Source organism: Pseudonocardia sp. HH130629-09, assembly GCF_001294645.1.
Classification (GTDB): Bacteria; Actinomycetota; Actinomycetes; order Mycobacteriales; family Pseudonocardiaceae; genus Pseudonocardia.
Window position 1 is genome coordinate 3,560,746 of record NZ_CP011868.1, and the last position, 23,420, is coordinate 3,584,165.

20 protein-coding genes, 1 tRNA gene and 1 pseudogene are annotated in these 23,420 nt (G+C 70.9%); 11 read left to right on the forward strand and 11 right to left on the reverse strand.

Annotated elements, in window-relative coordinates; all coding sequences use genetic code 11:
* Positions 1-100: 100 nt before the first annotated feature.
* Complete coding sequence (locus XF36_RS16250; protein WP_060714756.1) at positions 101-1,591, forward strand: aldehyde dehydrogenase; 1,491 nt, start codon at positions 101-103, stop codon at positions 1,589-1,591.
* A gap of 217 nt (positions 1,592-1,808) precedes the next feature.
* Here the strand turns inward: XF36_RS16250 and XF36_RS16255 are convergent, their stop codons facing one another.
* Positions 1,809-2,213 (reverse strand): TOBE domain-containing protein, encoded by a 405-nt coding sequence (locus tag XF36_RS16255; protein ID WP_060712642.1) that lies wholly within the window; start codon positions 2,211-2,213, stop codon positions 1,809-1,811.
* 47 nt (positions 2,214-2,260) lie between these two features.
* Positions 2,261-3,694 (reverse strand): LysR family transcriptional regulator, encoded by a 1,434-nt coding sequence (locus XF36_RS34225; RefSeq protein WP_238588912.1) that lies wholly within the window; start codon positions 3,692-3,694, stop codon positions 2,261-2,263.
* Between the two features lie 136 nt (positions 3,695-3,830).
* Between XF36_RS34225 and XF36_RS16265 the strand changes: the two genes are divergently transcribed.
* The 4 genes from XF36_RS16265 (at position 3,831) to XF36_RS32505 (ending at position 6,809) form a co-directional block, all read left to right on the forward strand.
* Positions 3,831-4,991 carry an NAD-dependent formate dehydrogenase gene (locus tag XF36_RS16265; RefSeq protein ID WP_060712643.1) on the forward strand — a complete coding sequence of 387 codons (1,161 nt, stop codon included), beginning with the start codon at positions 3,831-3,833 and terminating at the stop codon, positions 4,989-4,991.
* 4 nt (positions 4,992-4,995) lie between these two features.
* Entirely contained in the window at positions 4,996-5,424 is a 429-nt protein-coding gene (gene cynS, locus XF36_RS16270) for a cyanase (RefSeq protein ID WP_060712644.1), read from the forward strand.
* Positions 5,425-5,496: 72 nt separating this feature from the next.
* The gene (locus XF36_RS16275) at positions 5,497-6,576 is read left to right on the forward strand and encodes a MucR family transcriptional regulator (protein ID WP_145981387.1); all 1,080 of its coding nucleotides are present in this window, start codon (positions 5,497-5,499) and stop codon (positions 6,574-6,576) included.
* 92 nt (positions 6,577-6,668) lie between these two features.
* Positions 6,669-6,809 (forward strand): hypothetical protein, encoded by a 141-nt coding sequence (locus tag XF36_RS32505; RefSeq protein ID WP_168169530.1) that lies wholly within the window; start codon positions 6,669-6,671, stop codon positions 6,807-6,809.
* On the opposite strand, the gene XF36_RS16285 is transcribed toward XF36_RS32505, so the two are convergent.
* The 5 genes and pseudogenes from XF36_RS16285 to istA all read right to left on the reverse strand — a co-directional run bounded on the left by XF36_RS16285 (position 6,796) and on the right by istA (position 13,292).
* Positions 6,796-7,818, reverse strand: a complete 1,023-nt coding sequence (locus tag XF36_RS16285; protein ID WP_060712647.1) for a phenylacetaldoxime dehydratase family protein — start codon at positions 7,816-7,818, stop codon at positions 6,796-6,798. The two genes, XF36_RS32505 and XF36_RS16285, sit on opposite strands and share 14 nt — an antisense overlap.
* Positions 7,819-7,977: 159 nt before the next feature.
* Positions 7,978-9,423, reverse strand: a complete 1,446-nt coding sequence (locus XF36_RS16290; protein ID WP_060712648.1) for an aldehyde dehydrogenase — start codon at positions 9,421-9,423, stop codon at positions 7,978-7,980.
* A gap of 291 nt (positions 9,424-9,714) precedes the next feature.
* Positions 9,715-10,926 carry an IS256 family transposase gene (locus tag XF36_RS16295; protein ID WP_238589343.1) on the reverse strand — a complete coding sequence of 404 codons (1,212 nt, stop codon included), beginning with the start codon at positions 10,924-10,926 and terminating at the stop codon, positions 9,715-9,717.
* 258 nt (positions 10,927-11,184) lie between these two features.
* Entirely contained in the window at positions 11,185-12,036 is an 852-nt protein-coding gene (gene istB / locus XF36_RS16300) for an IS21-like element helper ATPase IstB (RefSeq protein ID WP_060713594.1), read from the reverse strand.
* Positions 12,033-13,292: pseudogene (gene istA / locus XF36_RS16305) on the reverse strand (IS21 family transposase). The gene istB and the pseudogene istA overlap by 4 nt, the downstream one beginning before the upstream one ends.
* Before the next feature lie 533 nt (positions 13,293-13,825).
* On the opposite strand from istA, the gene XF36_RS16310 reads away from it, so the two are divergent.
* The 6 genes from XF36_RS16310 (at position 13,826) to XF36_RS16335 (ending at position 18,597) form a co-directional block, all read left to right on the forward strand.
* Entirely contained in the window at positions 13,826-14,287 is a 462-nt protein-coding gene (locus XF36_RS16310) for a hypothetical protein (RefSeq protein WP_145981388.1), read from the forward strand.
* Positions 14,284-15,375 carry a hypothetical protein gene (locus tag XF36_RS16315; protein WP_060712650.1) on the forward strand — a complete coding sequence of 364 codons (1,092 nt, stop codon included), beginning with the start codon at positions 14,284-14,286 and terminating at the stop codon, positions 15,373-15,375. The genes XF36_RS16310 and XF36_RS16315 overlap by 4 nt, the downstream gene beginning before the upstream one ends.
* Positions 15,372-15,785, forward strand: coding sequence for a hypothetical protein (locus tag XF36_RS16320; protein ID WP_060712651.1), 414 nt, complete (start codon positions 15,372-15,374; stop codon positions 15,783-15,785). The genes XF36_RS16315 and XF36_RS16320 overlap by 4 nt, the downstream gene beginning before the upstream one ends.
* Entirely contained in the window at positions 15,785-17,083 is a 1,299-nt protein-coding gene (locus XF36_RS16325; RefSeq protein ID WP_082375462.1) for a hypothetical protein, read from the forward strand. Before XF36_RS16320 ends, XF36_RS16325 begins: the two co-directional genes overlap by 1 nt.
* 89 nt (positions 17,084-17,172) lie before the next feature.
* Complete coding sequence (locus XF36_RS16330; RefSeq protein ID WP_060712653.1) at positions 17,173-17,955, forward strand: sensor histidine kinase; 783 nt, start codon at positions 17,173-17,175, stop codon at positions 17,953-17,955.
* 6 nt (positions 17,956-17,961) lie between these two features.
* Entirely contained in the window at positions 17,962-18,597 is a 636-nt protein-coding gene (locus tag XF36_RS16335) for a LuxR C-terminal-related transcriptional regulator (RefSeq protein WP_064485442.1), read from the forward strand.
* A 53-nt stretch (positions 18,598-18,650) separates the two neighbouring features.
* Here XF36_RS16335 and XF36_RS16340 read toward each other — a convergent pair whose 3' ends face one another.
* The 4 genes from XF36_RS16340 to XF36_RS16350 form a co-directional block, all read right to left on the reverse strand.
* Positions 18,651-19,751, reverse strand: a complete 1,101-nt coding sequence (locus tag XF36_RS16340) for a hypothetical protein (RefSeq protein WP_145981389.1) — start codon at positions 19,749-19,751, stop codon at positions 18,651-18,653.
* Between the two features lie 164 nt (positions 19,752-19,915).
* Positions 19,916-22,312, reverse strand: coding sequence for a galactose oxidase early set domain-containing protein (locus XF36_RS16345; RefSeq protein ID WP_168169531.1), 2,397 nt, complete (start codon positions 22,310-22,312; stop codon positions 19,916-19,918).
* A gap of 156 nt (positions 22,313-22,468) precedes the next feature.
* Positions 22,469-23,317, reverse strand: a complete 849-nt coding sequence (locus XF36_RS35660; protein ID WP_414706195.1) for a CHY zinc finger protein — start codon at positions 23,315-23,317, stop codon at positions 22,469-22,471.
* Positions 23,318-23,322: 5 nt separating this feature from the next.
* Positions 23,323-23,397: transfer RNA gene (locus XF36_RS16350), tRNA-Ile, on the reverse strand.
* Positions 23,398-23,420 lie beyond the last annotated feature (23 nt).

The following is a 23,420-nucleotide window of genomic DNA, read 5'->3' on the forward strand; positions in this document are numbered from 1 at the left end:
TTGTCACCGGGCTGTCACTCTCGGAGCTGCCACCGGGCGGCACGTGGGCGACCCCGCCGCCTGCCACGAGCGACGTCGACCAATGGAGGTCCGACACTCGATGAGCATCACCAGTGACACCCGGGCACCGCTCAAGGCGCTCGACAGGTTCTTCATCGGCGGCGAGTGGGTCACCCCGTCCTCGTCCAGCACGATCTCGGTGATCGAGCCCGCCACCGAACAGGTCTACTACCAGGTCCCGGAGGCCCAGGACGCCGACGTCGACCGGGCCGTCACGGCAGCCCGCGACGCGTTCGACAACGGCCCCTGGCCGACGATGGGTCATGCCCGGCGCGCGGAGTTCCTGCGCGCCATCGGCGAGGCCGTGCGGGAGCGCACCGCCGACGTCGTCGAGGTCTGGCCGCGCGAGTCCGGCATCGTCCTGGGCGCGGCCCAGGCCATGATCGGCGGCGTCCCGGACGCGTACGCGTTCTACGCCGACCTGGCCGACACCTTCGCGTTCGAGGAGCCGGCGACGCCGACCGCGGGCGGCCGGTACGGGATGATCTCCCGCGAGCCGGTCGGGGTCGTCGGCGCGATCATCCCGTGGAACGCGCCCATGACGCTGATCGCCTACAAGCTGGCACCGGCACTGCTCGCCGGCTGCACGGTGGTGCTCAAGGCCTCGCCCGAGGCGCCGGGCGCGCCGTACATCATGGCCGAGATCGCGGAGAAGGTCGGCCTGCCCGCCGGCGTCCTCAACGTCCTCACCGCCGACCGCGAGGTCTCCGAGTCGCTGGTCCGCGACCCGCGGGTCGACAAGATCGCCTTCACCGGCTCCACCGCGGCGGGACGCCGGATCGCCTCGATCCTGGGCGAGCGCATCGGCCGCTACACCCTCGAGCTCGGTGGCAAGTCCGCGGCGGTCATCCTCGACGACATGGACCTCGCCGAGGCCGCGGCGAGCCTGTCCGGCGCCGAGTGCTTCCTGTCGGGCCAGGTCTGCTCGTCGCTGACCCGCATCGTCGTACCGCGACGACGGCACGACGAGATGGCCGACGCCCTGGCCGGGACGTTCTCCCAGGTCCGCGTCGGCGACCCGTTCGACGCGAACACCCAGATGGGCCCGCTGGCCATGGAGCGCCAGCGCGACCGGGTCGAGGGCTTCATCGCCCAGGGCAAGGCCGAGGGTGCGCGCCTGGTGACCGGCGGGGGCCGCCCGCAGGGCCTCGACCGGGGCTGGTTCATCGAGCCGACGGTGTTCGCCGGGGTCGACAACTCCTGGTCCATCGCCCAGGAGGAGATCTTCGGTCCGGTCCTGTCGGTGATCCCGGCCGAGGACGAGGAGGACGCGATCCGGATCGCCAACGACACGATCTACGGGCTGAACGCCGCGGTGTTCACCCACGACGCCGACCGCGCGCGGGAGGTGGCCGGCCGCCTGCGGGCGGGGACGGTCGGGCACAACAACTTCCGGACGGACTTCGGTATCGGCTTCGGCGGGTTCAAGCAGTCCGGGACGGGCCGGGAGGGCGGCGTCGACGGCCTGCTGCCGTACCTGGAGAACAAGACGATTATCTTCGAGGAGAAGCCGGGGAACTTCCCGGGCTGACCACGAGGTGTGGTGCGTCGTCAGCCGACGGCGCACCACACATCGGCGTCCGTCACCCGGCCGGGCTCGTGCGCCCGGACTCCGCCGCGGCGTCGGCCGACCGTAGGGAGATCGGATCCCCTCAGCCACGTCGGCGCCTGGTGTGGAGCGGGTCAGGTGTTCGGTACCCGGGCAGTGCATGCTCGGCGTCCCCTGCGAGCAGAGCTGCCCTGGGACCCTATCCGCCGGTGGGCGTCTCGATGATGACGTCCGTCGACTTGATGACAGCGACGGCCAACGACCCCGGTTCGAGGTGGAGCTCGCGGGCGGCCTCGCTGCTCATCACCGACACGACACGGTGCGGGCCGGCCTGGATTTCCACCTGGGCCATGACCAGGTCGCTGACGACCGATGTCACGAGCCCGACCATGTGGTTGCGCGCCGACCTGTCCCCCGGCCTCGAGTCGTCGAGGCTGATACCCGGGTGGTCGCGCAGGAACATGGCGAGGTCCGCCCCGTCGACCACCATGCGGCCGCCCGTGTCGAGATCGGACGGAAGGCCGCCCCTCGAGATCCACCGGCGGAAAGCGTCCTCACCGACACCCACCATTAGAGCAGCAGCGTTGACCCGGTACTGCACCATGCCGCGCGATCCTAGGCCCATGCCGCTCGTCGACCCGATCGAGCAGGTCAGATGTCGAGGAGCTGGTCGTGGAACCCCCCGAACCCCCGCCCGGAGTCGACGATGTGGATCTCCAGAATCCAGTGACACATCTTCCCCGACGGCGACACGCGACGCAGCGGCGCGCTGTTCCCTGCGGTGATGTAGCTACCTCGCTCCTCACCGTCGATCCGCTCGTGCGGGAACTCGCCCACGAGGTGCCCGGCGTGCGTCTCCGGGTGTTCCCACCCCGCTTCGGCGATCAGCCCCAGGACGTGGTGATACAGCTGCTCACCCGACCACCTCGTCGAACAACGTGGACGCCTTGGCCTCGGCACCTTGCAGGGCCGCCACCCGAGCGTGCTCCTCCGTAGCCATCGCCGACTTCCCCTCCGCGCCCGGCCGGGGCCCGCGTAACGGACAATCTTCTCCGCGTGTGCGGCTCGATGCCGACGATAACAACGCCTCAGCGGACGGAAGCCACGCACGGAGGCCCGGAGGCCTGCCCATCTCGGCACCGTCGGCCGATCCACCGAGGGCGCGACATCCCAGGCTCCGTCGAGCTCGGTGGCAACACCCGCGGCCGCTACCGCGTCGAGGAGCGCACGCGCCACGTACGAGGCCGGCCCATGGTCACCGAGCCGCAGACCCACGGTCGGCCGCGGGTCCGCGGCCTCGATGGGCAACGCCCGCATCCCGTCCGGATCCCCGAAGGCCCGCAGCCAGGTGTGGGCGATCACCGCCGACCACCGGGTCGTCGCGAGGTGGGCGTAGACGGCGGCCACGGTGTCGGTCTCCACCACGATCCGGGGCTCACCCCCGGCAGCGCGAACGGCCTCGTCGACGAGCCGGCGGTTCTGCATCCCCGTGGTCAGCGCACACAGCTCGACACCGGAGACATCGCCCCACCCCAGGCTGTCGCGGTCGGCGAACGAACTGTCCGCGGGCCCAAGCAACAGGTAGCGCTCGCGGTACAGCGGGAGCACCGAGACCCCGTCCTCGCCCGGCGCGAGGTAGGTGAGCCCGGCGTCGAGCTCGAACTCGGCGAGCCTGCGATCGATCTCCCGTGCGGAGAGGACCTCGACCCGGACCCCGGCCCGCGGATGGGCTTCGGTCCAGGCGGCGGTGAGCGCGGCGGTCGCCGGTACCGCGGTCGGGATCGCGCCGATCCGGACGACTGCCGACAGCCCTTCCCGCATGCGGGCCAGGTCGTCGCGCAGGGCGTCGCGTTCGGCGAGGATGCGGTGCGCCCACCCGACGACCCGCTCCCCCTCGGCCGTGCAGCCCTGGAAGCGGTGGCTGCGGTGCACGATCGTCACGCCGAGCTGACGCTCCAGGGCCCGCAACGCCGCCGAGAGCGTCGACTGTCCGGCGTGACACGACTCCGCGGCCCGCCCGAAGTGCCGCTCCCGGGCGAGCGCGACGAGGTACTCGAGCTGCCGCAGCTGGACATCGCCGGCCATTCCACGAGCCTAGCCGCCCGACCGGCGATCGAGATCGTCGATCATCCCATCGCCAGGCCTCATTTCGACGCTGTTGCGGCTACTTCCTCGCTGTACCACCGTGAACACAGAACATACTCGGACTCGAGGAGGAGTCATGGCCACCGTTCTCTGCGTGCTCTACGACGACCCGGTCGACGGTTACCCGACCGACTACGCGCGCGACGGGCTGCCTCATCTCGACCAGTACCCCGACGGTCAGACCGTGCCGACCCCGTCGGCGAGGGACTTCACCCCGGGAGCTCTGCTCGGCAGCGTCTCGGGCGAGCTGGGCCTTCGCGGATACCTGGAGAGCCTCGGCCACACACTGATCGTCACCTCGGACAAGGACGGCCCCGACTCGGAGTTCGAGCGGCTCCTCCCCGAGGCCGATGTGGTGATCTCCCAGCCGTTCTGGCCCGCCTACCTGACCGCGGAGCGGATCGCGAAGGCCCCGAACCTCAAGCTGGCTCTGACCGCTGGGATCGGCTCGGACCACGTCGACCTGGACGCGGCGATCGCGCACGGCGTGACGGTCGCCGAGGTGACCTACTGCAACAGCATCAGCGTCGCCGAGCACGTGGTGATGATGATCCTGTCGCTGGTGCGCAACTACCTTCCGTCCCACCAGTGGGTCCGCGACGGCGGCTGGAACATCGCCGACTGTGTGTCCCGCGCCTATGACGTCGAGGGGATGGACGTCGGCACCGTGGCCGCCGGCCGGATCGGCCTGGCCGTGCTACGTCGGCTCGCGCCGTTCGACATGCGCCTGCACTACACCGACCGGCACCGGCTCCCCGCCGAGGTCGAGCAGGAGCTGAACCTGACCTACCACCCCGACGCCCGGTCGATGGTGCCGCACTGCGACGTCGTCACCATCAACGCCCCGCTGCACCACGAGACCCGCAACCTGTTCGACGACGACCTGCTCGCCTCGATGCGGCGCGGCGCCTATCTGGTCAACACCGCCCGGGGCCTCATCGTCGACCGGGACGCGGTCGTCCGCGCACTGGAAAGCGGGCAGCTCGCCGGGTACGCCGGGGACGTCTGGTACCCGCAGCCCGCCCCCGCCGACCACCCCTGGCGGTCCATGCCGCACCACGGCATGACCCCGCACATCTCCGGTTCGACGCTGTCCGCGCAGACCCGCTACGCCGACGGCACCCGGGAGATCCTGGAGTCGTTCTTCGCCGGCACCCCCATCCGCGACGAGTACCTCATCGTCGACGGCGGGCGACTGGCCGGTACCGGTGCCCACTCCTACAGCGCGAAGGGCTGATCCGGTGTCCACCCGACTCGACGCCCGGCGATCCGTACTCGCGGCGAAGAAGCGCCTCGGGCTGCGCCGGGGCACGATCGCGACGGCGCTGGGCCGCTCCACCGAGTGGTCGACCTCGGCGTTGCCGGGCCAGCAGACACTGACCACGGAGCAGGCCGCCGCGGCCGGAGACCTGCTGGAGCTCGAGGCACTGACCCTGCCGCCCGAGCGGGGCACGGCCGCCGTCGACCCGAGCGACCCGCTGGTCTACCGGCTGGGCGAGGTCGTCCAGGTCTACGGCTCGACCGTGTCCGAGCTGGTCCGGGAGGAGTTCGGCGACGGGATCGTCTCGGCCATCGACTTCGAGCTCGCCATGGCACGGGTCGCCGACCCGAAGGGCGACCGCGTCGTGATCACCCTGAACGGGAAGTTCCTCCCCTACCGCGTCTGGTGAGACGCGGCGTCCCGACCTCGTGACAGGCACACCACCCCTGACTAGTCTCACTGCGACTAGTCAGGGGGTGTGATGTCGGAGGCCGCATTCGACAGCGATGTCCGTAGCTCCCGCCCGCTCGGGCGGCTCGCCGACGGGACGGTGTTCCACGTCCCGATCGGCGTCATGCGGATCGACGGCGAGCACGCCCGGTGCCATCTGTGTGGCGACTGGTTCCGCTCGGTGGGCGCCCACCTGCGGGCACACGGCTGGGACCGGGCCGGCTACCGGGCCGCCTTCGGGCTGGAACGGAGTCAGCCGCTCGAAGGCCGGGCCACCCGGGAGCGACGGGCCCGTGCCATGGAACGACGCCGCCGGGACGACGCCGCCGTGCGGGCCGGGTGCGAGATCGGGCAGCGATCGGCTGCAACCGGGGAGCTCTCCCGGCTCGCGGCCTCCGCTGCTCGCGGACGCCGCCAGCCCGAGCAGCGCCGACGCAAGACCCTGCTGACCCTCGCCTCGATCCCGCCCGGGGTACGTGAGGAGGCTGCAAGCCGGGCGTCGGTCGCCCGACTGCGTGCGGTGGCGAAGCGCGCAGCCCAGGACGCCGGGTTCGCCGACGTCGGGGATCTCGTGCGAGGCCATCTCGCCGACGGCGGGAGCCTGGCCGGGCTGAGCCGGGCCGCCGGGCTGCACAAGGACTGGTTCAGCCGGCACCTGCCGACGGTCGACCCGGACACCGCGCACGAGGTGGCCGAGATGGTCTCCGGGCCGCGTCCGCCGCGGTACGACGCGGGGCTCGCCCGCCGCATTCACGGGTTCGACGACGTCGGGGCCTTCCTCCGCCGACGCCACCTCGTCGAGCACCGCTCGGTCCGGGCGATCGCCGAGGAGGTCGGCATGAGCCGGTACGCCGTCACGGCCGCGATGGAACGGCACGGCGTCGCACTCACCCCGCACGTCACCGTGCGGACCGCGGCCGCCGAACAGGCCCGCCGCATCTGCGATGCGCACGGATTCGCCGATCTCGACGCGTACCTCGCCGACCGCCGGGCAGCGGGCTGGAGCTGGCAGCGGATCTCCGACGAGTGCGGGCGACCCCCGACCTGGCTACGACGACGTGCAGGCCCGGGTGTCCGACCGAGCCGACCCACCGTGATCGAGGACGACTGATGGACAGCGCCGACGCCACCCTCCGCTGCAGCAACGACGGATGCCTACGGTCATGGACCCCTGCCCCCGGAGAGCTGCTCCCACTGGCCCCGGTGGCCGAACGGATCGCCTCGGGCGAGCGACGGTGGCACCCCTGCCCGGAGTGCCTCGACGCCGACGCCCTCGCCGCCGAGCTGTCCCACCGGGTACGGGAGCGGACAGCCCGGGAGCTGGCCGCAGTCACCGAGAGCTGACCGGGGCTCCGGCGAGCAACCCGGTCCCCGGGACGCAGTCGGCGTACTCGAACCACTGCTCGTGCGGCGCCGCGACGGCGACCTCGTGATAGAGCCGCAGAGCGCTCCGACCGCCCTGCTCCCGGACCGCACGGCCGAACGCACCGAAGATCGCCAGGTGGGTGCGGTGCGACGACGACCATCGCTCCAGGTCGGCCATCGTGCGCCACCAGCCCAGCCCGTAGGTGCGCTCGACGGGGGCGCCGTCGTCGTCGACGACGGTGAGGAAGCGGTTGCTCAGGCAGCCCGCGGCCGGACCGCCGGGACCTGCGAGATGGTCCATGCCCTCGTGCAGGCGCGGCGCGATCGCGTGGAGGTAGGTCCTGCGTTCGTCGTCGCCGGTGTCGGACCAGTCCTGGCCGGACCGGATCAGGCACACGCTCCCCCGTCCCCGCACCCGGACGCGGTCGTCCATGACGGTCGCCCAGGGGGTGAACGGGTTGTCCAGGGCCTCCGTCGCCGATGCCGGCATCCGGTCGCGCATGCTGCCCCAGTAGCCGTGCTCGACGATCGGATCCGAGAACCGCTCGGCGACGACGGCCACACCCTCGGGCCGGCTGCGCGCTCCCGCGATCGTCTCCAGCCGACGGACCGACGGCCGGACCGCCTCGATCCATCGACCACCGTCGGCCGGGGACGGCCACGCCTCCCGGTGGGCGTCGAACCAGCGCTCGAAGGCGAGCGGGTCGGTCCAGTACGCGGCGACGACGGTCTCCGCCGGGCGGTCGTCCCGCTCGGCGGTGACCGCCCGGTCGTGGTGCCGGGGCCCGTCCGCGCCTCTCAGGGCGGGGCCGAGATCGTCGGCGCGCCCCGCACCCTGCGCGCCGAGGAACGCGATCACCACCTGCCCGACGTCCGGTGCGGTCCACCCCGAGAACGACGGGTAAGGCGGGTGGTATCCGTCCGGGGTGCACGACTCACGGTTACGGGGCTCACGCAGGTGGGGCGGGATCGCGGAGTCGAGGGGCATGGGCCTACCTCCGTGCGTCGGCGTCACGCCCATCATCGCCGACCATGGCGTCTGCGGACCGGTCGGACGATCAGGTCCGCATTCCTGCCGCAGGACCCACGAACGGGCGGCCGACCCCCGTGCCCGGCCGCCGGACCGGCCGGGCGGCGGCCGTCGGTCTCACGGCGCGAGGTAGATGGACTTCAGCGCCTGGTAGGCGGCGAGCCCCTCAGGGCCGAGCTCGCGACCCAGACCGGACTGCTTGACACCACCGAAGGGTGCGGCCGGATCCGGCAGGTAGGCGTTGATGCCGATCGTCCCGGTCTGGACCCTGGCCGCGACCGCCTCCCCCCGTTCCGGGTCCGAGGTCCACACACTGCCACCGAGACCGAAGTCGGACTCGTTCGCGATCCGGACCGCATCGTCGACGTCGGAGTAGGAGATCACCGACAACACCGGTCCGAAGATCTCCTCCTGGGCGATCGTGTGCCGGTTGTCGACGTCGGCGAACACGGTCGGCTCCACGAACCAGCCCCGGTCGAGCCCCGCCGGACGCCCGCCACCGGCCGTGATGCGAGCCCCCTCGCCGGTGCCCTTGGCGATGTAGCCCTCGATCCGGTCCCGCTGCCGAGCCGAGGCGACCGGCCCGATCTGCGTCCGTTCGTCGAGCGCGTCACCGACCTGGAGGCTCTGCGCGAACCCAGTCAGGGTGTCGACGACCTCGGCGTAGCGCGACGACGGCGCGAGGATGCGCGTACCCAGGTAGCAGGTCTGACCGTTGTTCAGCAGCGTCGCACCGAACAGGCTCTCCAGGTTCGACGCGAGATCGGCGTCGTCGAGGACGATCGCCGCCGACTTACCACCCAGCTCGAGGGTGACCGGACGCAGCAGCCGCGCACAGGTCTCGGCGACGGTCCGACCCGCCGCCGTCGACCCGGTGAAGGCGACCTTGTCGACCTGCGGGTGCTCGATCAGGTACTGGCCGGTGTCCCGACCGCCCTGCACGATGTTCACCACGCCCGCCGGGAGGCCGGCGGCGGCCGCCGCCTCGGCGAACAGCTGCGCGTCGAGGACGGTCTCCGGGCTGGGCTTGAGCACGATCGTGCAGCCCATCGCGAGCGCCGGCCCGAGCTTGAACGCGGCGAGGGTCTGCGGGTAGTTCCACGGCACGATCCCGGCGACGACCCCGATCGGCTTGCGGGTCACCCGGATCCGCCCGCCCATGACTCCGTCGCGGACCTCGTCGAGCTCGGTGCTGCGGATCAGGCCGGCGTAGTAGCGCAACAGCACCTGCGGGAAGACGCCCTCCAGCTGGGTGGCGATCGAGATCGGCATGCCGTTCTGCGACGCCACCCGACGAGCCATCTCGGGCGCGCGGGCGTCGAGCTCATCGGCGAGCCGCTCCATCACCGCGGCCCGGTCCGCGGGCGCCCACGTCGCCCAGCCCGACGGGTCGTCGAACGCGGCACGAGCGGCTGCGACAGCGGCGTCGACGTCCCGTTCGACGGCTTCGGGAACCCGACCGATGACCTCCTCCGTACTGGCGGAGACGACCTCGATGGTGCGCGACGAGGACGGGGCGACCCACTCCCCGCCGATGTACAGGGACTCGTACACGGTGCTCACTGCGACTCCTTCGTCGGACTGCGATTCACTACGGCACACTGCCGCTACTTCGGCTTCGTATCGACTGTAGTTCCGCGAATGCGGTCATAGTCTGCTGCGTACCGCGTTGACCTGCTGCGGCGGGCGCACCCGTACGACAGGTCCGAGCCGACGCCTGCCCGTCCACCTGACGGCGGCGAGCATGGCTAACGGGTTCCCTGCTGTTCGCTGCGCGCCGTCGAGGGCCGGACCGAACAGCTCCGCAGCAGCGACCTGGGGCCTGTCTCGTGATCGGTGTTTCGGCGTCGTTGCTCAGTAGGTCTCGGCTCCCGGCCAGCGGTCACCGAACGTGATGGCGAACGCGTTGATCACGGGCTTCCAACGCATCGTCCACCTCGTGCGGCCCGTCCCGGTCGGGTCCAGGCTGCGAGTCACAAGATACAAGCATTTCATCGCAGCCTGCTCAGTGGGGAAATGACCACGCGCCCGCACCGCGCGCCGGTAGCGGGCGTTAAGCGATTCGATCGCATTCGTAGAGCAGATCACCCTTCGAATCTCGACGTCGTAGTCCAAGAACGGCACGAACTCTTCCCACGCGTTGCGCCATAGCCGGATCATCGCCGCGTACTTACGGCCCCATTTCTCGTCGAGCTCATCCATAGCGATAAGTGCTGCATTCGGGTTGGGCGCGGCATAGATTGGTTTGATGTCGCGCTTCACCGCGTCCCAGTCCTGTCGACCCACCAGCCGGAAAGTGTTTCGGATCAGGTGCACGACGCAGGTTTGGACAATGGTTTGCGGCCACACGTTGGCCACGACCTCCGGGAGTCCTTTGAGGCCGTCGCAGACCAGGAACAGCACGTCACGCACGCCGCGGTTCTTCAGGTCGACCAGCACGCTCATCCAGAACTTCGCGCCCTCACTGCCGACGCCCATCCACAGCCCCAGCACGTCCTTGCAGCCGTCCACGGTGACGCCGATGGCTGCGTAGACCGGCCGGTTGGCGACCTGCCCGTCCCGGACCTTGACGTGGACAGCGTCGATGAACACCGCGGCGTACACCGAATCCAACGGCCGACCAACCCAGTCATTCATCTCGGCGACGACCTTGTCGGTGATCCGCGAGACCGTCTCCTTCGATACTGACGCCCCATAGATGTCAGCGAAATGTGCGGAAACCTCCCCGGTCGTCATCCCTTTCGCATACAGCGACAGTACGACCTCGTCGACATCTGTGAGGCGCCGCTGACGCTTCTTCACGATCTGCGGCTCGAAAGTGCTGGCCCTGTCTCTCGGAACGTCGATCTCCACGTCACCCGCGGCATCCGAGAGAACCGTCTTCGAGCGGGACCCGTTCCGCACGTTGGTGGATTCCCGGCCGGGGTCGGCCCGGTTCTTGTCGTGCCCGAGGTGCTCGGTCATCTCCTCGTTCAGCGCCGTTTCCAGAACATTCTTGGTAAAGAGCTTCAACAGGCCGTCCGGGCCGGTCAACGCCAGCCCGCGCGCCTTCGCCTCGGCCACCATCGCCGCCGCAGCGGCCCGCTCCGCCGACGCCTGCCGAGCAGGCTTCGGGTCACCCTCGCTTGGATCCACAAGGTCCGATGTCATCACTGTCCGTGCCCATCTCGCCGGACCTCAGCCCGGCGTGTCGGGCCGAAAACACCGATCTTGAAACAGTCCCCCCGATCATGGGGGAACCGCATGCCGCTGCTGTCAACGGCGGGTTGGGAGTGACCCCGTAGCGACGGATTGGAACTGACCCCCGGCGTGGTGTGGTGATGGTCAGTCGTTGCTGGCGCGGTTGTGTTTGGCCAGGAGCTCGCGTCGGGCGCGGGTGCGGTAGGAGTCCCCGGACAGGGTCAGGACTTCGGCGTGGTGGACGAGGCGGTCGATCATGGCTGCGGCGACGACGTCGTCGGAGAAGGTCTCGCCCCAGCGGCCGAAGGGCAGATTGCTGGTGACCATGACGCTGCCTTGTTCATAGCGGGAAGCGATGAGCTGGAAGAACAGGTTCGCTGCGTCCTGGTCGAACGGGATGTAGCCGACCTCGTCGATGATGATCAGTTTGTAGCGGCGGATCTTCTTCAGCTCGGCCTCGAGCCGGCCGCTCTGGTGCGCGGCGGCGAGTCTGGTGATCCAGTTGCTGGCGGTGTCGAACAGGACCGAGTAGCCGGCGTGGGCGGCTTTGACGCCGAGCCCGATCGCGAGGTGGGTCTTCCCGATCCCGGGCGGGCCGAGCAGGATCACGTTCTCGCACTTGGCGACGAACGTGCTCGTGGCCAGGTGGGCCAGGATGTCGCGGCGCAGCGAGGGCAGATGGTCGAGGTTGAAGTCCTCCAAGGTCTTGACCTGGGGGAAGTGCGCGGTGCGGATCCGCATGACCGTGCCCTTGGACTCGCGGTCGGCGACCTGGCGCTGCAGCAGCGCGCCCAGATACTCCTCGTGCGACCAGTTCTCCTCACGGGCCTGGGCGGCAAGCTGTTCCCAGCTGGCCGCGATGGTCGGGGTCTTCAGGACCCGGGTCAGGTAGGCGATCATCGCCGGCAGTCCGTCGGGGACCGCGGCCAGCACCGGACCGGCCGGCCCCGAGCTCCCAGCGGGGTCGGTGGTGATCTTCGGTGGTGTGGTTGTCATGAGCTGCTCGCTTCCTCGGCAGTGGAGACGAAGTCGACACCGAACAGGGCGTCGTAGTCGGGCAGTGCGCGCAGGGTCACCGGGTGGCCGTCGAGGTGACGGCGTGCTGCGGCCTGTCGGGTGTTGCGGTCGTGGGCCAGGGCGCGGCGCATCGCCGCGGCGGTGTGCTGGTGCGCCGGGTCGGTGATCACCGCGTGGCGGGCCCAGCTGCGGTCGTGACGGGCGACGACCTGGCCGGCGCAGTAGACGACGACCTCGCGCGGTGAGGCGGCGACATCGACGAACCGGCCGATCATCTGCGGATCCACGGAGTAGTCGTTGGCATCGACGCGGACGTAGTAGTCCCGTGCCAGCCGGATCCGCTGGGCCAGCCCGATCGGCGGGTCCAGCGGCGGCAGCGGAGTCATCGCCGCGTAGTCGTGGGCGAGCACGTCCACCGGGCGGCCGCCGATCGCTCGGACGGTGCGGGTGTTGGCCCGGGCCAGCCAGTCGTCGATCTGGTGGTTGAAGTCGGCTGGGGAGGCGAAGCGACGTCCGGGCAGGAACGAGGTCTCGAAGTAGCCGTTGTTGCGTTCGACCAGCCCCTTGAACTCCGGATCCCGCGGTGGGGCAAGCCGGATCCGGGTGGCCAGAGTGCCGGCGAACGCAGCGGCCGGTGCCGAGACCCGCCCGGTCCCGCCGATCGCAGACTCCCGGTCCCAGACCAGCGTGCGGGTCACCCGCCCGACGTCGCTGATCAGCTGCCACATCCCGGACAGGATGTCCCCGGCCTGGCGCGAGGGGATCATCGTCGCGGACAAGAACCGCGAGTAGCCCAGCGTCATCACCAGCACCGGTAGGACCCGTTCCTAGCCTGGGCCGACGGGGATCGTGGTCTCGGGGAACCACAGGTCGCACTGGGTGATCTCGCCCGGTGCGTAGGCGACCCGGTCGACCGGGTCGATCCCGACATACTCGGGGCGGATCTGGCGGATCCGGTCCTTGAGCACGGTCAGCGAGTGCTCCCACCCGATCCGCTCTGCGATCACCGTGGCCGGCATGCGTGGGAACTGCGCCAGCAATGCCCGCACCTGCGGCTCGACCGCATCCGCCAGCGATCCCCGCGGGCCCCGTTCCCGCTTCGGCGGGCCCGGCGCCCGCAACGCGGAGCGCACCGTGTTGCGGGCCACCCCCAGCCGGCGGGCGATCTCCTTGATCGGGACACCCTCGGCCCGATGCAGACGACGGATCTCGGCCCAGTCCTCCACCGACAACACCCCCTCAGCGTCGTGCAGAGGGGGTCAATCCCAAGCCGACGCTAGGGGGTCAGTCTGAGCCCGTCGTCGACACCTGGTCACTCTCGATCTCCGATCGTGCCTTCTCTAAGCCTCAGTCGATGTCGCCCGGGTATGCGGATGCCTCCGACTGACGGCCGAGTACCGACCCGGCCCGGCCTACTCGGAGACGAGGACGAGAGTCCGCGGCGCTCAGCGCGTCGCCGTTCCTGCGGTATCGGCGGACCCGGACGTGACCAGTGGGAAGCCAGGGAGACGCAAGGAATCTCAGCGATCTCGGGGCCGCGACGAGACATCCGTAGTCACCGAAAGCACGTCTCCACCCTCAGATGAGGGTGGAGACAAGGCCGGCTCTTTCCTACGGTCGCGGGAACGTCGGCGGGTCGCGGGCGCTCCCCTGCCACCTCGCCCGTCGAGCGAAGGAGCGACGATGCGCGTCACCCCGATCAGGGTGCTCATCACCGTGTGCTGCGCTCTCGTCACCACCGGGCTCACGCTGTCCGGGGTCGTACACGATGCACCCGAGCGCGGTGCTGATCGACCCGATCGTCAGCGAGGCCGGCCGGACCATCCTCGGGGTCCCGGTGCCGGACCTACCGGGTACTCCCGGCGTCCCCGGGGCGCTCCCGGTGAGTCCGCCGGTCGCGGTGCCGACGGTGGGGCCGGGCGTCGTCGTACCGCTCCCGAGCCACGGTCATATCGCCGGGACCACCCACGGCGCGCAGGTCTGGTGGCAGATGACCGTGGTTCTGATCCGCGACCCGTCGATCTGGCCCGACCGGGAGGGAGACCGTGCCGCCGGACGGAACCAGTGCCTGACCTCGATCGACGTCCTGCGAACTGCACAGGGGCGCGGCGACGCGGTGGCCGGACACGACATTTCGACCAACCCGTGGCTCTTCTTCGCCAACCAGCCCCAGCAGGGCCCGGTCGGCGAGAACGCACCGGCACCAGGCTCCGGGGCGCACCACGGATGAACCTGTCCCATACCCGGGTCGTCGCCGGGCTGGCGGTACTCGGCGCGACCGTTGCGACGATGCTGGCGCCGCCGGCCGACGCCGCGGAGCCATCGGTCGTCGCCGTCCTCGACACGGTCACACCCGCCGTCACGGACGGCGGCCTTGTCACCGTCACCCCGGACGGTGCGCTCGCGGTGGTGAACCCGGGGCCGGTACCGCTGACCGTCCCGGCGCCCGACGGGCGAGACGTCGTACGAGTCTCGGCAGCCGGCGTCGAGGTCGACGCCGCGCATCCGTTCACCTACGAGACGCGCAACCCGCCGGGCATCCCGACCCGGCTCCCGAAGGGCGTCACCCCTGACGCCGCACCACGCTGGACACCGGTGTCCCAGGACGTGTCGTGGCGCTGGTACGACCCACGCATCGCGGTGTCGGGAGTGCGGGCGCCTTCGGGCGGGCGGACGGGAGACATCCAGGTGCTGTCCACCTGGTCGGTACCCGTGCGCCACGGCGGAACCGCAATCGACGTCCGCGGTCGGATCGAGCTCCGCCAGCCGACCGGGGGGTTCCGCGTCGAGACCGACCCGACGCCGGCCGGCGTCTCCCTGACCGTTGCACCCGGGCCCCGCCCGAGCGCGATCCTGGCTGTGCACGGGACCGGCCCAGTTGCCGTCGCGGGCCTGGACGGCGAACCGTTCCTTCGGCGGACCGCCGACGGGTCTTGGCAGGCCGAACTGTCCAGCCGGACCTATCGGCTGAACCTCCTGCTCGCGGGTCACCCGGTTCCAGCCGGCAGCGGATGGCGAACTTATGCGGGCCCGGGCCCGGTCGGCTGGACCGACGAGCGGCTCGTCGCCCCACCCGGAGTCACCCCCGATGCGCCTGCACGATGGAGCCTCCCGGTCGTGCTCGGCGACCGCACCACCGAGCTGACCGGCGCGGTCCGGGCCGTGCCCCGCCCCGGGACCGACGGAACACCGGCGGGCTCTGTCCCCACCGGAGCGCTCATCGCGGCGGTCGCGCTGCTCGGCATCGCCGGTGGGGCACTCGCCCTCCGGCACCGCAGACCCCGACCCTCCCCTCCCTCAGGAGCGAATGCCCGGTGATCACGTCCTGGAAGTCCCTGGCGACCGCCACAGCGGTCGTACTGCTCGTCGCCGTCGGCGGCTGCGCGAGCCGGCTGCCCGCTCCCGCCGACGCGGGCGGATCGGTGCCTGCGCCGACTGCCGCAGGTGTCGCATCGGATTCCGGGGCACAGGAACGTGTCGAGTTCCGGGTCGTCGACGGCGAGGTCGAGGGCGGGGCAACCCGGATCACCGTTGAACGTGGCACCCCCGTCAATCTCGTCGTGACCGCTGACCGGGCGGACGAGGCCCACCTGCACGGCTACGACCGGGCCGTCGCCCTCCAACCGGGCCGGCGGGCCGAGGTCCGGTTCACCGCCGACGTCCCGGGTTCGTTCGAGTTCGAGCTGCACGGAAGCGGAGCGCTGCTCGCGCGGATCGAGGTCCGCTGATGGTCCTCGCTCACGGGATCGGGACGCGCAGCGACCTGCCGGTACCCCTCGGCCCCGCGGCCGCCGCCGCGGGGACGGCTCTGATCGCGTCCTTCGTCATTCTGTCGCTGTTCCGGCGACGGCCACGGACGCCGTGGCCCGGACGCCCGCTGCCCGACCGTGCCACCGCGGTCGTCGACCATCCCGCGACCAGAACCGCCGCCCGGATCGTGGCGTTGACGGCCGTCGCCGCCGTGACGGCCGTCGGGTTCCTCGGCCCGGCGGACTCCGCCGACAATCTCGCGCCGTGGGCGTTCTATGTGACGTTCTGGGCCGGGCTGGTGCCGGCGTCGCTACTCGCAGGTCCTGTCGTCCGCTATGTGAACCCACTGCGACTGGTCCACGCCGTGCTCGCCCGGCTGCTCAGGATCGCGCCCGACGGGATCAGGACGCTCTCCCCCCGGCTGGGACGGTGGCCCGCCGCAGCCGGGCTGTTCGCGTTCGCCTGGCTCGAGCTCGTCGCACCAGGCCGGACGGACCCAGTGTGGGTGGCGACCTTCGTGAGCGGGTACGCCGTGATCCAGCTGGCGGGCGCGCTCGTGTACGGGCGGACCTGGTTCGACCGGTGCGACGGGTTCGAGGTCTACTCCGTCCTACTCGGCGCGCTGTCTCCTCTCGGCCGCCTGGCCGACGGCCGGCTCGGCCTCCGGAGCCCGCTCGACGGGCTCGACCGGGTCGAGCCGACACCCGGGCTGGTCGGAGTCGTCGTGGTGCTCATCGGTTCGACCGGCTACGACGGGTTGTCCCGAACGCTCTGGTGGGTCTCCGCCGTCGACGACGGCGTGGCTGCAGGGACGCTCGGCCTCCTGGCGACGACGCTGGCTGCAGGCGTGCTGTACCTGCTCGGCTGCTCGGCGCTCACCCAGGAGCGGGCACACGAGGGCCACCGGCCGGGGCCCACCGCGTTCGCCAGCACTCTCGTCCCGATCGCGGCCGGCTACGCGGTCGCCCACTACGCCAGCCTGCTGCTGTTCGACGGCCAGCAGACCCTGATTCTGGCCTCCGACCCCTTCCAGACCGGACTCGACCTGTTCGGCACCGCCGGATGGACGATCGACTACCGATGGGCGGAGCCGGTCGGGATCATGGTCGTCCAGCTGGTGGCGATCGTGGGCGGCCACCTCGTCGCATCGCTCGCCGCCCACGATCGCGCCGTGCGGATGTATCCGTCCGGCGCCGCCGTACGGACCCAGTTCCCGATGCTCACAGCGATGGTGGCGCTGACCGTCGGCGCGGTCGGGCTTCTGTTCGCAGCCTGATAGCGGCCCTACGACTCCGCAGGTGCGGGTGTTTTTCTCGCGTTCGGGTGATTCTGCGGACTTCGGGCGACCCAGCTCGTTAACCGGATATGTGCGCAGTCAACGGCAGTGTCGCCGCCACGCCGAACACATCGATCGTCACCGGACAGTACGGACGGCACGCCCGGCGATGCGGCGCACGAGCCACCTCGGCCGGACTCGGCGACGTCCGCCGGAAGGGAGCCCACGCACCCGATCCGGAATCGGAGACCCGGCGTGCCGGGGCGGCACGCCAGCACCTCGCCGGGGCGCTGCACGACGAGATCGGGCCCCTGCTGTTCGCGATCGCCGCCGGAACCCAACGGGCGCGGGCACTGCACGGCGACGACGCCGCCGAGCTCCGCAGGACCCTCGACACGATCTCCGACCAGGTCCTGGCCGCCTCGGACCGCATGCGGGAGATTCTGGCTGCGGCGGCACCTGCCGACCCCGCCGAAGCGGTCCCGGCCGCCATCGAGCGTGACCTGGTGGACCTGCGGTCCCGCAGCTCCCTCGACGTCCGGCTCGTCGTCCGCGGCTTCGCCCGTCGGCTGACTGCCCGGCAGGAGGCTGCTGTCCTCACCTGTGCCCGGCAGGGGCTGTACAACATCGAGCGCCACGCGGGCGCGACCCGGGTGGTGGTGACACTGACCTACTCACCGGAGACCGTCACCCTGGTCGTCCTCGACGACGGTCGCGGTGTCGGCACCGGACCCGGCCTGTCCGCGGTGCCCGACGGCGGGAACCGATGGGGGTCGGCATCCATGCGGCGCGAGGCCGAGCAGAACGGCGGCGAGATCTCGCTCCGGGACGTCGAGGACGGCACCGCGCTCCGCCTCCGGCTCCCGGTCTGACACCCGGTGACGAGGACCGACGGCAGGGCCGGGGTGTTCGTGGTCGACGACCACCCCGTGGTCGCCGACGGGGTCACGGCACTGCTCGCGGCCACCACGGACCTCACGGTGATCGGGTCGTCGACCGAGCGACCGATGGCGATCACACAGGTGGAGCGGATACGTCCGGCCGTGGTCCTGCTCGACCTCCGCATGCACGGGAACTATGCACCGGGCATGCCCGCCGCGATCAAGGGAGTGGCGCCCGACACCCGCGTCCTGCTGCACACCGCGACCGAGGAACCGGAACCGGTTCAGGCCGCCCTCACCGCAGGTGCCGACGGTGTCGTGTACAAGGACAGCCGCCTGCTGGTCGAAGCCCTGCGGGCCGTCCTGGCCGAGGACGTGCCGTTCGTCGACCCGAGGCTGGGTCTCCGTGACCCGGTTCGCGGGGACGGGCGGTCGGCACTCCAGGTCCTGTCGCCCCGGGAGTACGAGCTGCTGTGCGCCATCGCCGACGGCCGGTCGACCAGGGAGATGGCACGGGACCTCTTCCTCACCGAGAGCACCGTTCGCAGCTACCTGAAGTCGTTGTTCACCAAGCTCGGCGTGCACAGCCGGGTCGAGGCGCTCGCCGAGGCTCGCAGGCTCGCGCTGATCTGAGATCACCGGTCGTCGGGCGGCGACCCGGTCAAGCCGCCGCCCGACCCGTCGGATCAGCGGTCGCGCCCCACGCGTCGGTCGCGGGCATCCGACGCCGGACCCCCGTCGGGTGCCGTGCCCGCTCCGGACCGACCGCGCCGCGACCACCACCACAGCACGGTCCCGACGGTCAGGAGCAGTACGGCGATGCCGCCGATCCACCACCATGTGGCGTCGCCGCCGCGGTCGAGAGGGTTGAACGTGGTCACGCCGGAGACGTCGATCCGTCGGCCGTCGACGAGCAGCGCGACCGTCCATTCCCGTACGTCCGCCGAGTCGGTCATCGCGTAGAGATCGGCCTGCCCCAGGTCCGGCTCCGCCGCCCGGACGGTGAACGACACCTGCGGTGTCCTGCCCATCCCGACCCATCGGGGCTGCGCCGCGGGATCCCCGCCGGCACCCATCTGCCCGCTCTGCTCGGCGAGCCACGTGGGACTGAGCTCGTTGTGTTCCGCGCCGGCCGTGGTGAGCCGCAGGAAGGGCTCGCCCACCTCGCCCAGGACGACGACCTCCTGGTCGAGACCGTTCTCGACGGAGACCCCAGGAACCGGGTTGCCCGGTAACGCGATCAGCCTGATCCCCGGGGCGGGTTCGCTCTCCTGCAGGTGGGGGACGAACGAGCCGAGCGGCGGGCGGTACTCGAAGTGGCCGTCGACGGTGCCCCGGCGGTCGCCGTAGCCGATCGGGACCGACCAGGCGCCGAAGGCCTCCAACGTGTCCATCGACGACTTCTGCTCGGCGCTGAGAACAGCGTCGTGCAGACGGTGGTCGAACCATCCCCACGACGGGTCCTTACTGACTCGGACCCAGACCGGCACGCCACGGTCGACGGCCCGTGGCGGCACCGTCACGTCCCCGCCCACCAGTTTGGAGGTGTACCAGTCCGGCGAGCGGAAGTTGGCCAGGACGCCGTCCGGGCCGATCCGGAACAGCGGGTCACCGGCCGCCGAGGTCACGGTGACCTCGGTCGGCGTCGGGTTCTCGAGCACGAACTGCGAGCCGAGAGAGGTCGTCCGGACGGTCAGATCGACACCGGGCATGTCGATGCCGACCCGGTCGAGCACAGCAGCGATCGACGGGTCCGCAGCGCCGTGGGCCGACGCGGAGGGAGCCACCGTGACTCCGATGAGAGAAGCGAGGAGAGCCACCACGACCCACCGGACCGCAGGTCGTAGGCCTACTGTGACCGATGGTGCGGGTGTGACGGAAGAGCGGATGCGCCGAAGCGCCCGTCCGTACCGGACGGGCGCTTCGGAGGTGCTCCGCGAGGAGCGGTCGGTCATGAGCGGGTCCTCGGAGTGCGTCGATGATGGCCGGCTCGCGGACGGCGCCGGGTCTCGCTGCCCCCGAGCGGGAGCTTCGGCAACAGACCCGGTTCCGGTTCCTGCGTGACCCCGCCCGGCGGGCCCTGCTCGGGCTCCGTTCCGTCACCGTTCAGGTTCGGCTCCCCCTCACCGATCCCGCTCCCGGTGGTGTCCGGAACGGGCTCGGTGACGCCCGGGACGCCCGGCGGTACGCCGAGCGGGTCCCGCTGCCCGGGAACGGTCGGGGTCTCCAACGGGTTCGGCGGGTTGCCGAGCAGCGTGTTGGCTTCGGTCCGGGTGGCACCGTTCGGCTCGAACCCCTCGACCGTCTCCGGTCCCATCGGCTGGATCGCCTCGGCCCTGTCGGAGCGGTCGGACACCTTGACGATGCGGGCCACCGAGGGCACCGAGCCGCCGTCACCGTCCGAGCGATTGACGAAGAGGTAGTAGTAGTAGCCGGGCGGGGCGGCAACCCCGTCCTGCGGCGCGGACGCCCGCAGACCTCCCTCGTTCTCCTTCGTGAACGGCAGCTCGCGGGTCCGGGTGTCGTTGTCCATCACGCGCTGCGGGGACGGCATGCGCATCAGCACGACCTTGTCGATCGACGACGCGTCGTCGGTGCGGACGGCGAAGTCCTCGCCCCACGCGATGCCCTTCTGGACACCGTCGATGCCTGGCCGGTCGCCCTTGTGCAGGTAGGGCGGGGAGAAGATCTCGAACGACGGGTCCTTGTCGTTGTTCCCGGTGACTCCGGGGACCGCGTCGCGCTGAACGCTGTAGCCCAGCGAGATCGGGGAGTTGCCGCCGACCAGCACCTGGCCGTTCGGCAGCAGCAGCGCGTTGTTGTGGTAGGTCCGCGCCCGCTCCGGCAACGCCATCGCGGTGAACGAGTTACTCGCCGGGTCGTAGAGTTCGGGTTGCTTGACCGGGAGCTCACCACCCGGGAACACGACTTCGTCGTTGCGGGCTCCGCTGGTCAGCAGGACCTTGCCGTCGGGCAGCGGAGTGGGCTGGGTGAACCAACGTCCCTCTGCCAGGGTCGGCCCGGGCGTGTTGGTCACGTTCCCGGCCTTGTCCACCGTCGTCAGCGTGGTGGTCGGGGTCCCGACATAGGTGCCCGGGGGCGGTCCGAAAGTGCCACCTGCCCGCAGGATCGTCATCGAGTCGTACGGGGCCTTCATCGGCAACGCGACCGATGCCGGCGAGCTGCGCGGCAGCGTGATGCCGGTGTTCTCCCACTCCTTGGTCTCGGGGTTGAAGAAGCCCTGCTGTGCGAACAGCGCCTCGTCCACCGCCTGGCCGAACGGCCCGAACATCTGGCCGTCGCCGCTGTAGAAGATCTTGCCGTTGGGAGTCAGGTACATCCGTGCGTTCTGCGGCAGGGTCTTCTCCGACGCCGGACCGGTGTAGTCCTCGGTCCACTGCTCGGATGCCGGGTCATAGGTCTCGGTGCGTCGGACCTGGGAGCCCTGCGTCGACTTGATCAGCTTGACCGTGCCGCTGACGACGGTCATCCGACCGTCGGGCATGGTCGTGACCGAGGGGTACCAACGACCGAACTTCATCGGCGCCGTGGCGTCCCAGCGATCGGTCTTGGAATCGAAGGTCCGCGCGCTGCGCAGCCCCTCCAGCTCGATGACCCCCACGTTGAGCGGATCGCCGTCGGCCTTCTCCAGGATCGACGGCTCGTTGTACCAGTCCGTGCCTCCGACCAGGAGGTTACGGCCGTCCGGGAGCTGAGCGATGTCGGCGCAGAAGATGTCGCCGTCATTGAGCGGGACGTCGTCGGGGGCACAGGTGGGCTCTGCTGCCGGCCCGCCGAGCTGCTCGTTGACCGAGCCGACGAGCCCATCACCGCCGCGACCGGGCACACCGGCGACGCCGAACGGCGCGTCCGTGAGGCAGTCGTCGCTGGTCCGGCCGGACTCGATCGTCGGGTTGTCCCCGTCGGTGGTCTCGTTCTCCGGAGTGCTCCACGACGGCGTGCCGTCCCGCAGGTCCAGAACCCGCGTCCGGCCGTCCCGGGCCTCCGCCGAGAGCGCGGGGACCACCGATTCCTCGGCGTTCTCCTCGCTCTCGATGCCGTTGCCGTACAGGATCCGGCCGTCAGGCAGGGCCGCCGTCGTGACGGCCGCGAGCTTACACCGGAGGCGGTCACGGGTGTCGCCCGGGTTGTCGCTCGGGACGACCTCACACCGCGGGGTCTCCGCGCCGCCCTCCTCGAACGGGACGGACCAGGACCCCTCTGAAGAAGGGTCTCCACCGGGCGCGGCGAGCACACCCGGGGCGGTGGCCACTCCACCCGCGGTCGCGAGCGCGGCAACTGTCGCGAACGCGATCAGTCTCCGTCCCGCCGATCTCGGTCGTCTCATGAGCACTCCTCTCATCACCCGCGACTGGGGAGTCGGCCGACCTCGGGGAGCTGGAGTCGGAGGCACGGGTTCAGGTGGAGTAAAGGGAGCAGAGCTCGGGATCACTACCCTCAGCTGAGGGTCGGCACCGCCGCCGATCCGTCCTCAGGGGGATCTTCATCGCCGGTGGGAGGTCGAGGACCGACGCGACCACGTCGGACGGCGAGGCGACCGCCGGGGGCCGGGGGCCGCCGGCGTCGCCGTGGCCGGGCGGGTGTGGGGACGGCACCGTGGGTTGAAGGGAGCGCCGCAGCCCGGACGGGATCCGAGACGGGCGTAGTCGTCGATTCGGAGCTCGGAACGACACACCCCGCACAGGATCGCCCGGCACCCCCGTTCGTCGGACGGCCACCGTCGTATCGGATGGTCGGAGTGCGCGGCGTGGCACCGGAAGCACGGGTAGTAGCGGTCGCAGCACCGGAACGCGGACCGCGGCGGCCGCCTGACGCAGCCGGTGGGCGACGACCAGACCGGTCCGCCCGCGCAGGACGACCGCGGCGGCCTCCTCCAGCCGGGTCGCGTCGCGGCTGTCGGGCCTCGACCGTCGCCTCGGCGAGCACGACGACCGCGGGGTCGGCGAGCAGGGCGCGAACCAGCGCCACCTCTGCGGTCCGTGCCGGGTCCAGGTCGTGTCCCGGCTCCCCCCCACCCCCCACCACGGTCCGGACCGCCGTCGGGCAGGTCGTCGCCCCCACGCCGCGCCCACGGCGTGCAGGGCCCGCTCGACGTCGCCCGGTCGCCGTCGGGCAGCCGAGCCGCACGTCCTCGACGAGCGGGCGCGCGAACACATGCGCCTCCCGCGTGACCAGCACCAGGGGTGCCGCAGGACCGGGCGGCGATCCCGCCCAGGTGACCCGGCACCGGCTCGGCGGGGACAGACCGGCCAGCAGGACGGCCAGGGTCGACTGGCCCGCCCCGCTCGCACCGACGAGCGAAGACGGCGAGATGTAATCCGCTGATCTGCACTTCTGTGCGGCGGGCCGGGCTCGAACCGGCAACCTGACGGGTTATGAGTCCGCTGCTCTGACCAATTGAGCTACCGCCGCGGCGAGCCGGAGGATACCGGAAC

What these genes read in the sequence shown, in the direction of transcription:
- XF36_RS16315 (WP_060712650.1), top strand. Translation starts at nt 14,284, where the DNA reads ATGAACCTGTCCCATACCCGGGTCGTCGCCGGGCTGGCGGTACTCGGC.
- XF36_RS16265 (WP_060712643.1), top strand. Translation starts at nt 3,831, where the DNA reads ATGGCCACCGTTCTCTGCGTGCTCTACGACGACCCGGTCGACGGTTAC.
- XF36_RS16250 (WP_060714756.1), top strand. Translation starts at nt 101, where the DNA reads ATGAGCATCACCAGTGACACCCGGGCACCGCTCAAGGCGCTCGACAGG.
- XF36_RS16275 (WP_145981387.1), top strand. Translation starts at nt 5,497, where the DNA reads ATGTCGGAGGCCGCATTCGACAGCGATGTCCGTAGCTCCCGCCCGCTC.
- XF36_RS16345 (WP_168169531.1), bottom strand. Translation starts at nt 22,312, where the DNA reads ATGAGACGACCGAGATCGGCGGGACGGAGACTGATCGCGTTCGCGACA.
- XF36_RS16310 (WP_145981388.1), top strand. Translation starts at nt 13,826, where the DNA reads ATGCACCCGAGCGCGGTGCTGATCGACCCGATCGTCAGCGAGGCCGGC.
- XF36_RS34225 (WP_238588912.1), bottom strand. Translation starts at nt 3,694, where the DNA reads ATGGCCGGCGATGTCCAGCTGCGGCAGCTCGAGTACCTCGTCGCGCTC.
- XF36_RS16325 (WP_082375462.1), top strand. Translation starts at nt 15,785, where the DNA reads ATGGTCCTCGCTCACGGGATCGGGACGCGCAGCGACCTGCCGGTACCC.
- XF36_RS16255 (WP_060712642.1), bottom strand. Translation starts at nt 2,213, where the DNA reads ATGGTGCAGTACCGGGTCAACGCTGCTGCTCTAATGGTGGGTGTCGGT.
- XF36_RS16295 (WP_238589343.1), bottom strand. Translation starts at nt 10,926, where the DNA reads ATGGTGGCCGAGGCGAAGGCGCGCGGGCTGGCGTTGACCGGCCCGGAC.
- istB (WP_060713594.1), bottom strand. Translation starts at nt 12,036, where the DNA reads ATGACAACCACACCACCGAAGATCACCACCGACCCCGCTGGGAGCTCG.
- XF36_RS16330 (WP_060712653.1), top strand. Translation starts at nt 17,173, where the DNA reads ATGTGCGCAGTCAACGGCAGTGTCGCCGCCACGCCGAACACATCGATC.
- XF36_RS16285 (WP_060712647.1), bottom strand. Translation starts at nt 7,818, where the DNA reads ATGCCCCTCGACTCCGCGATCCCGCCCCACCTGCGTGAGCCCCGTAAC.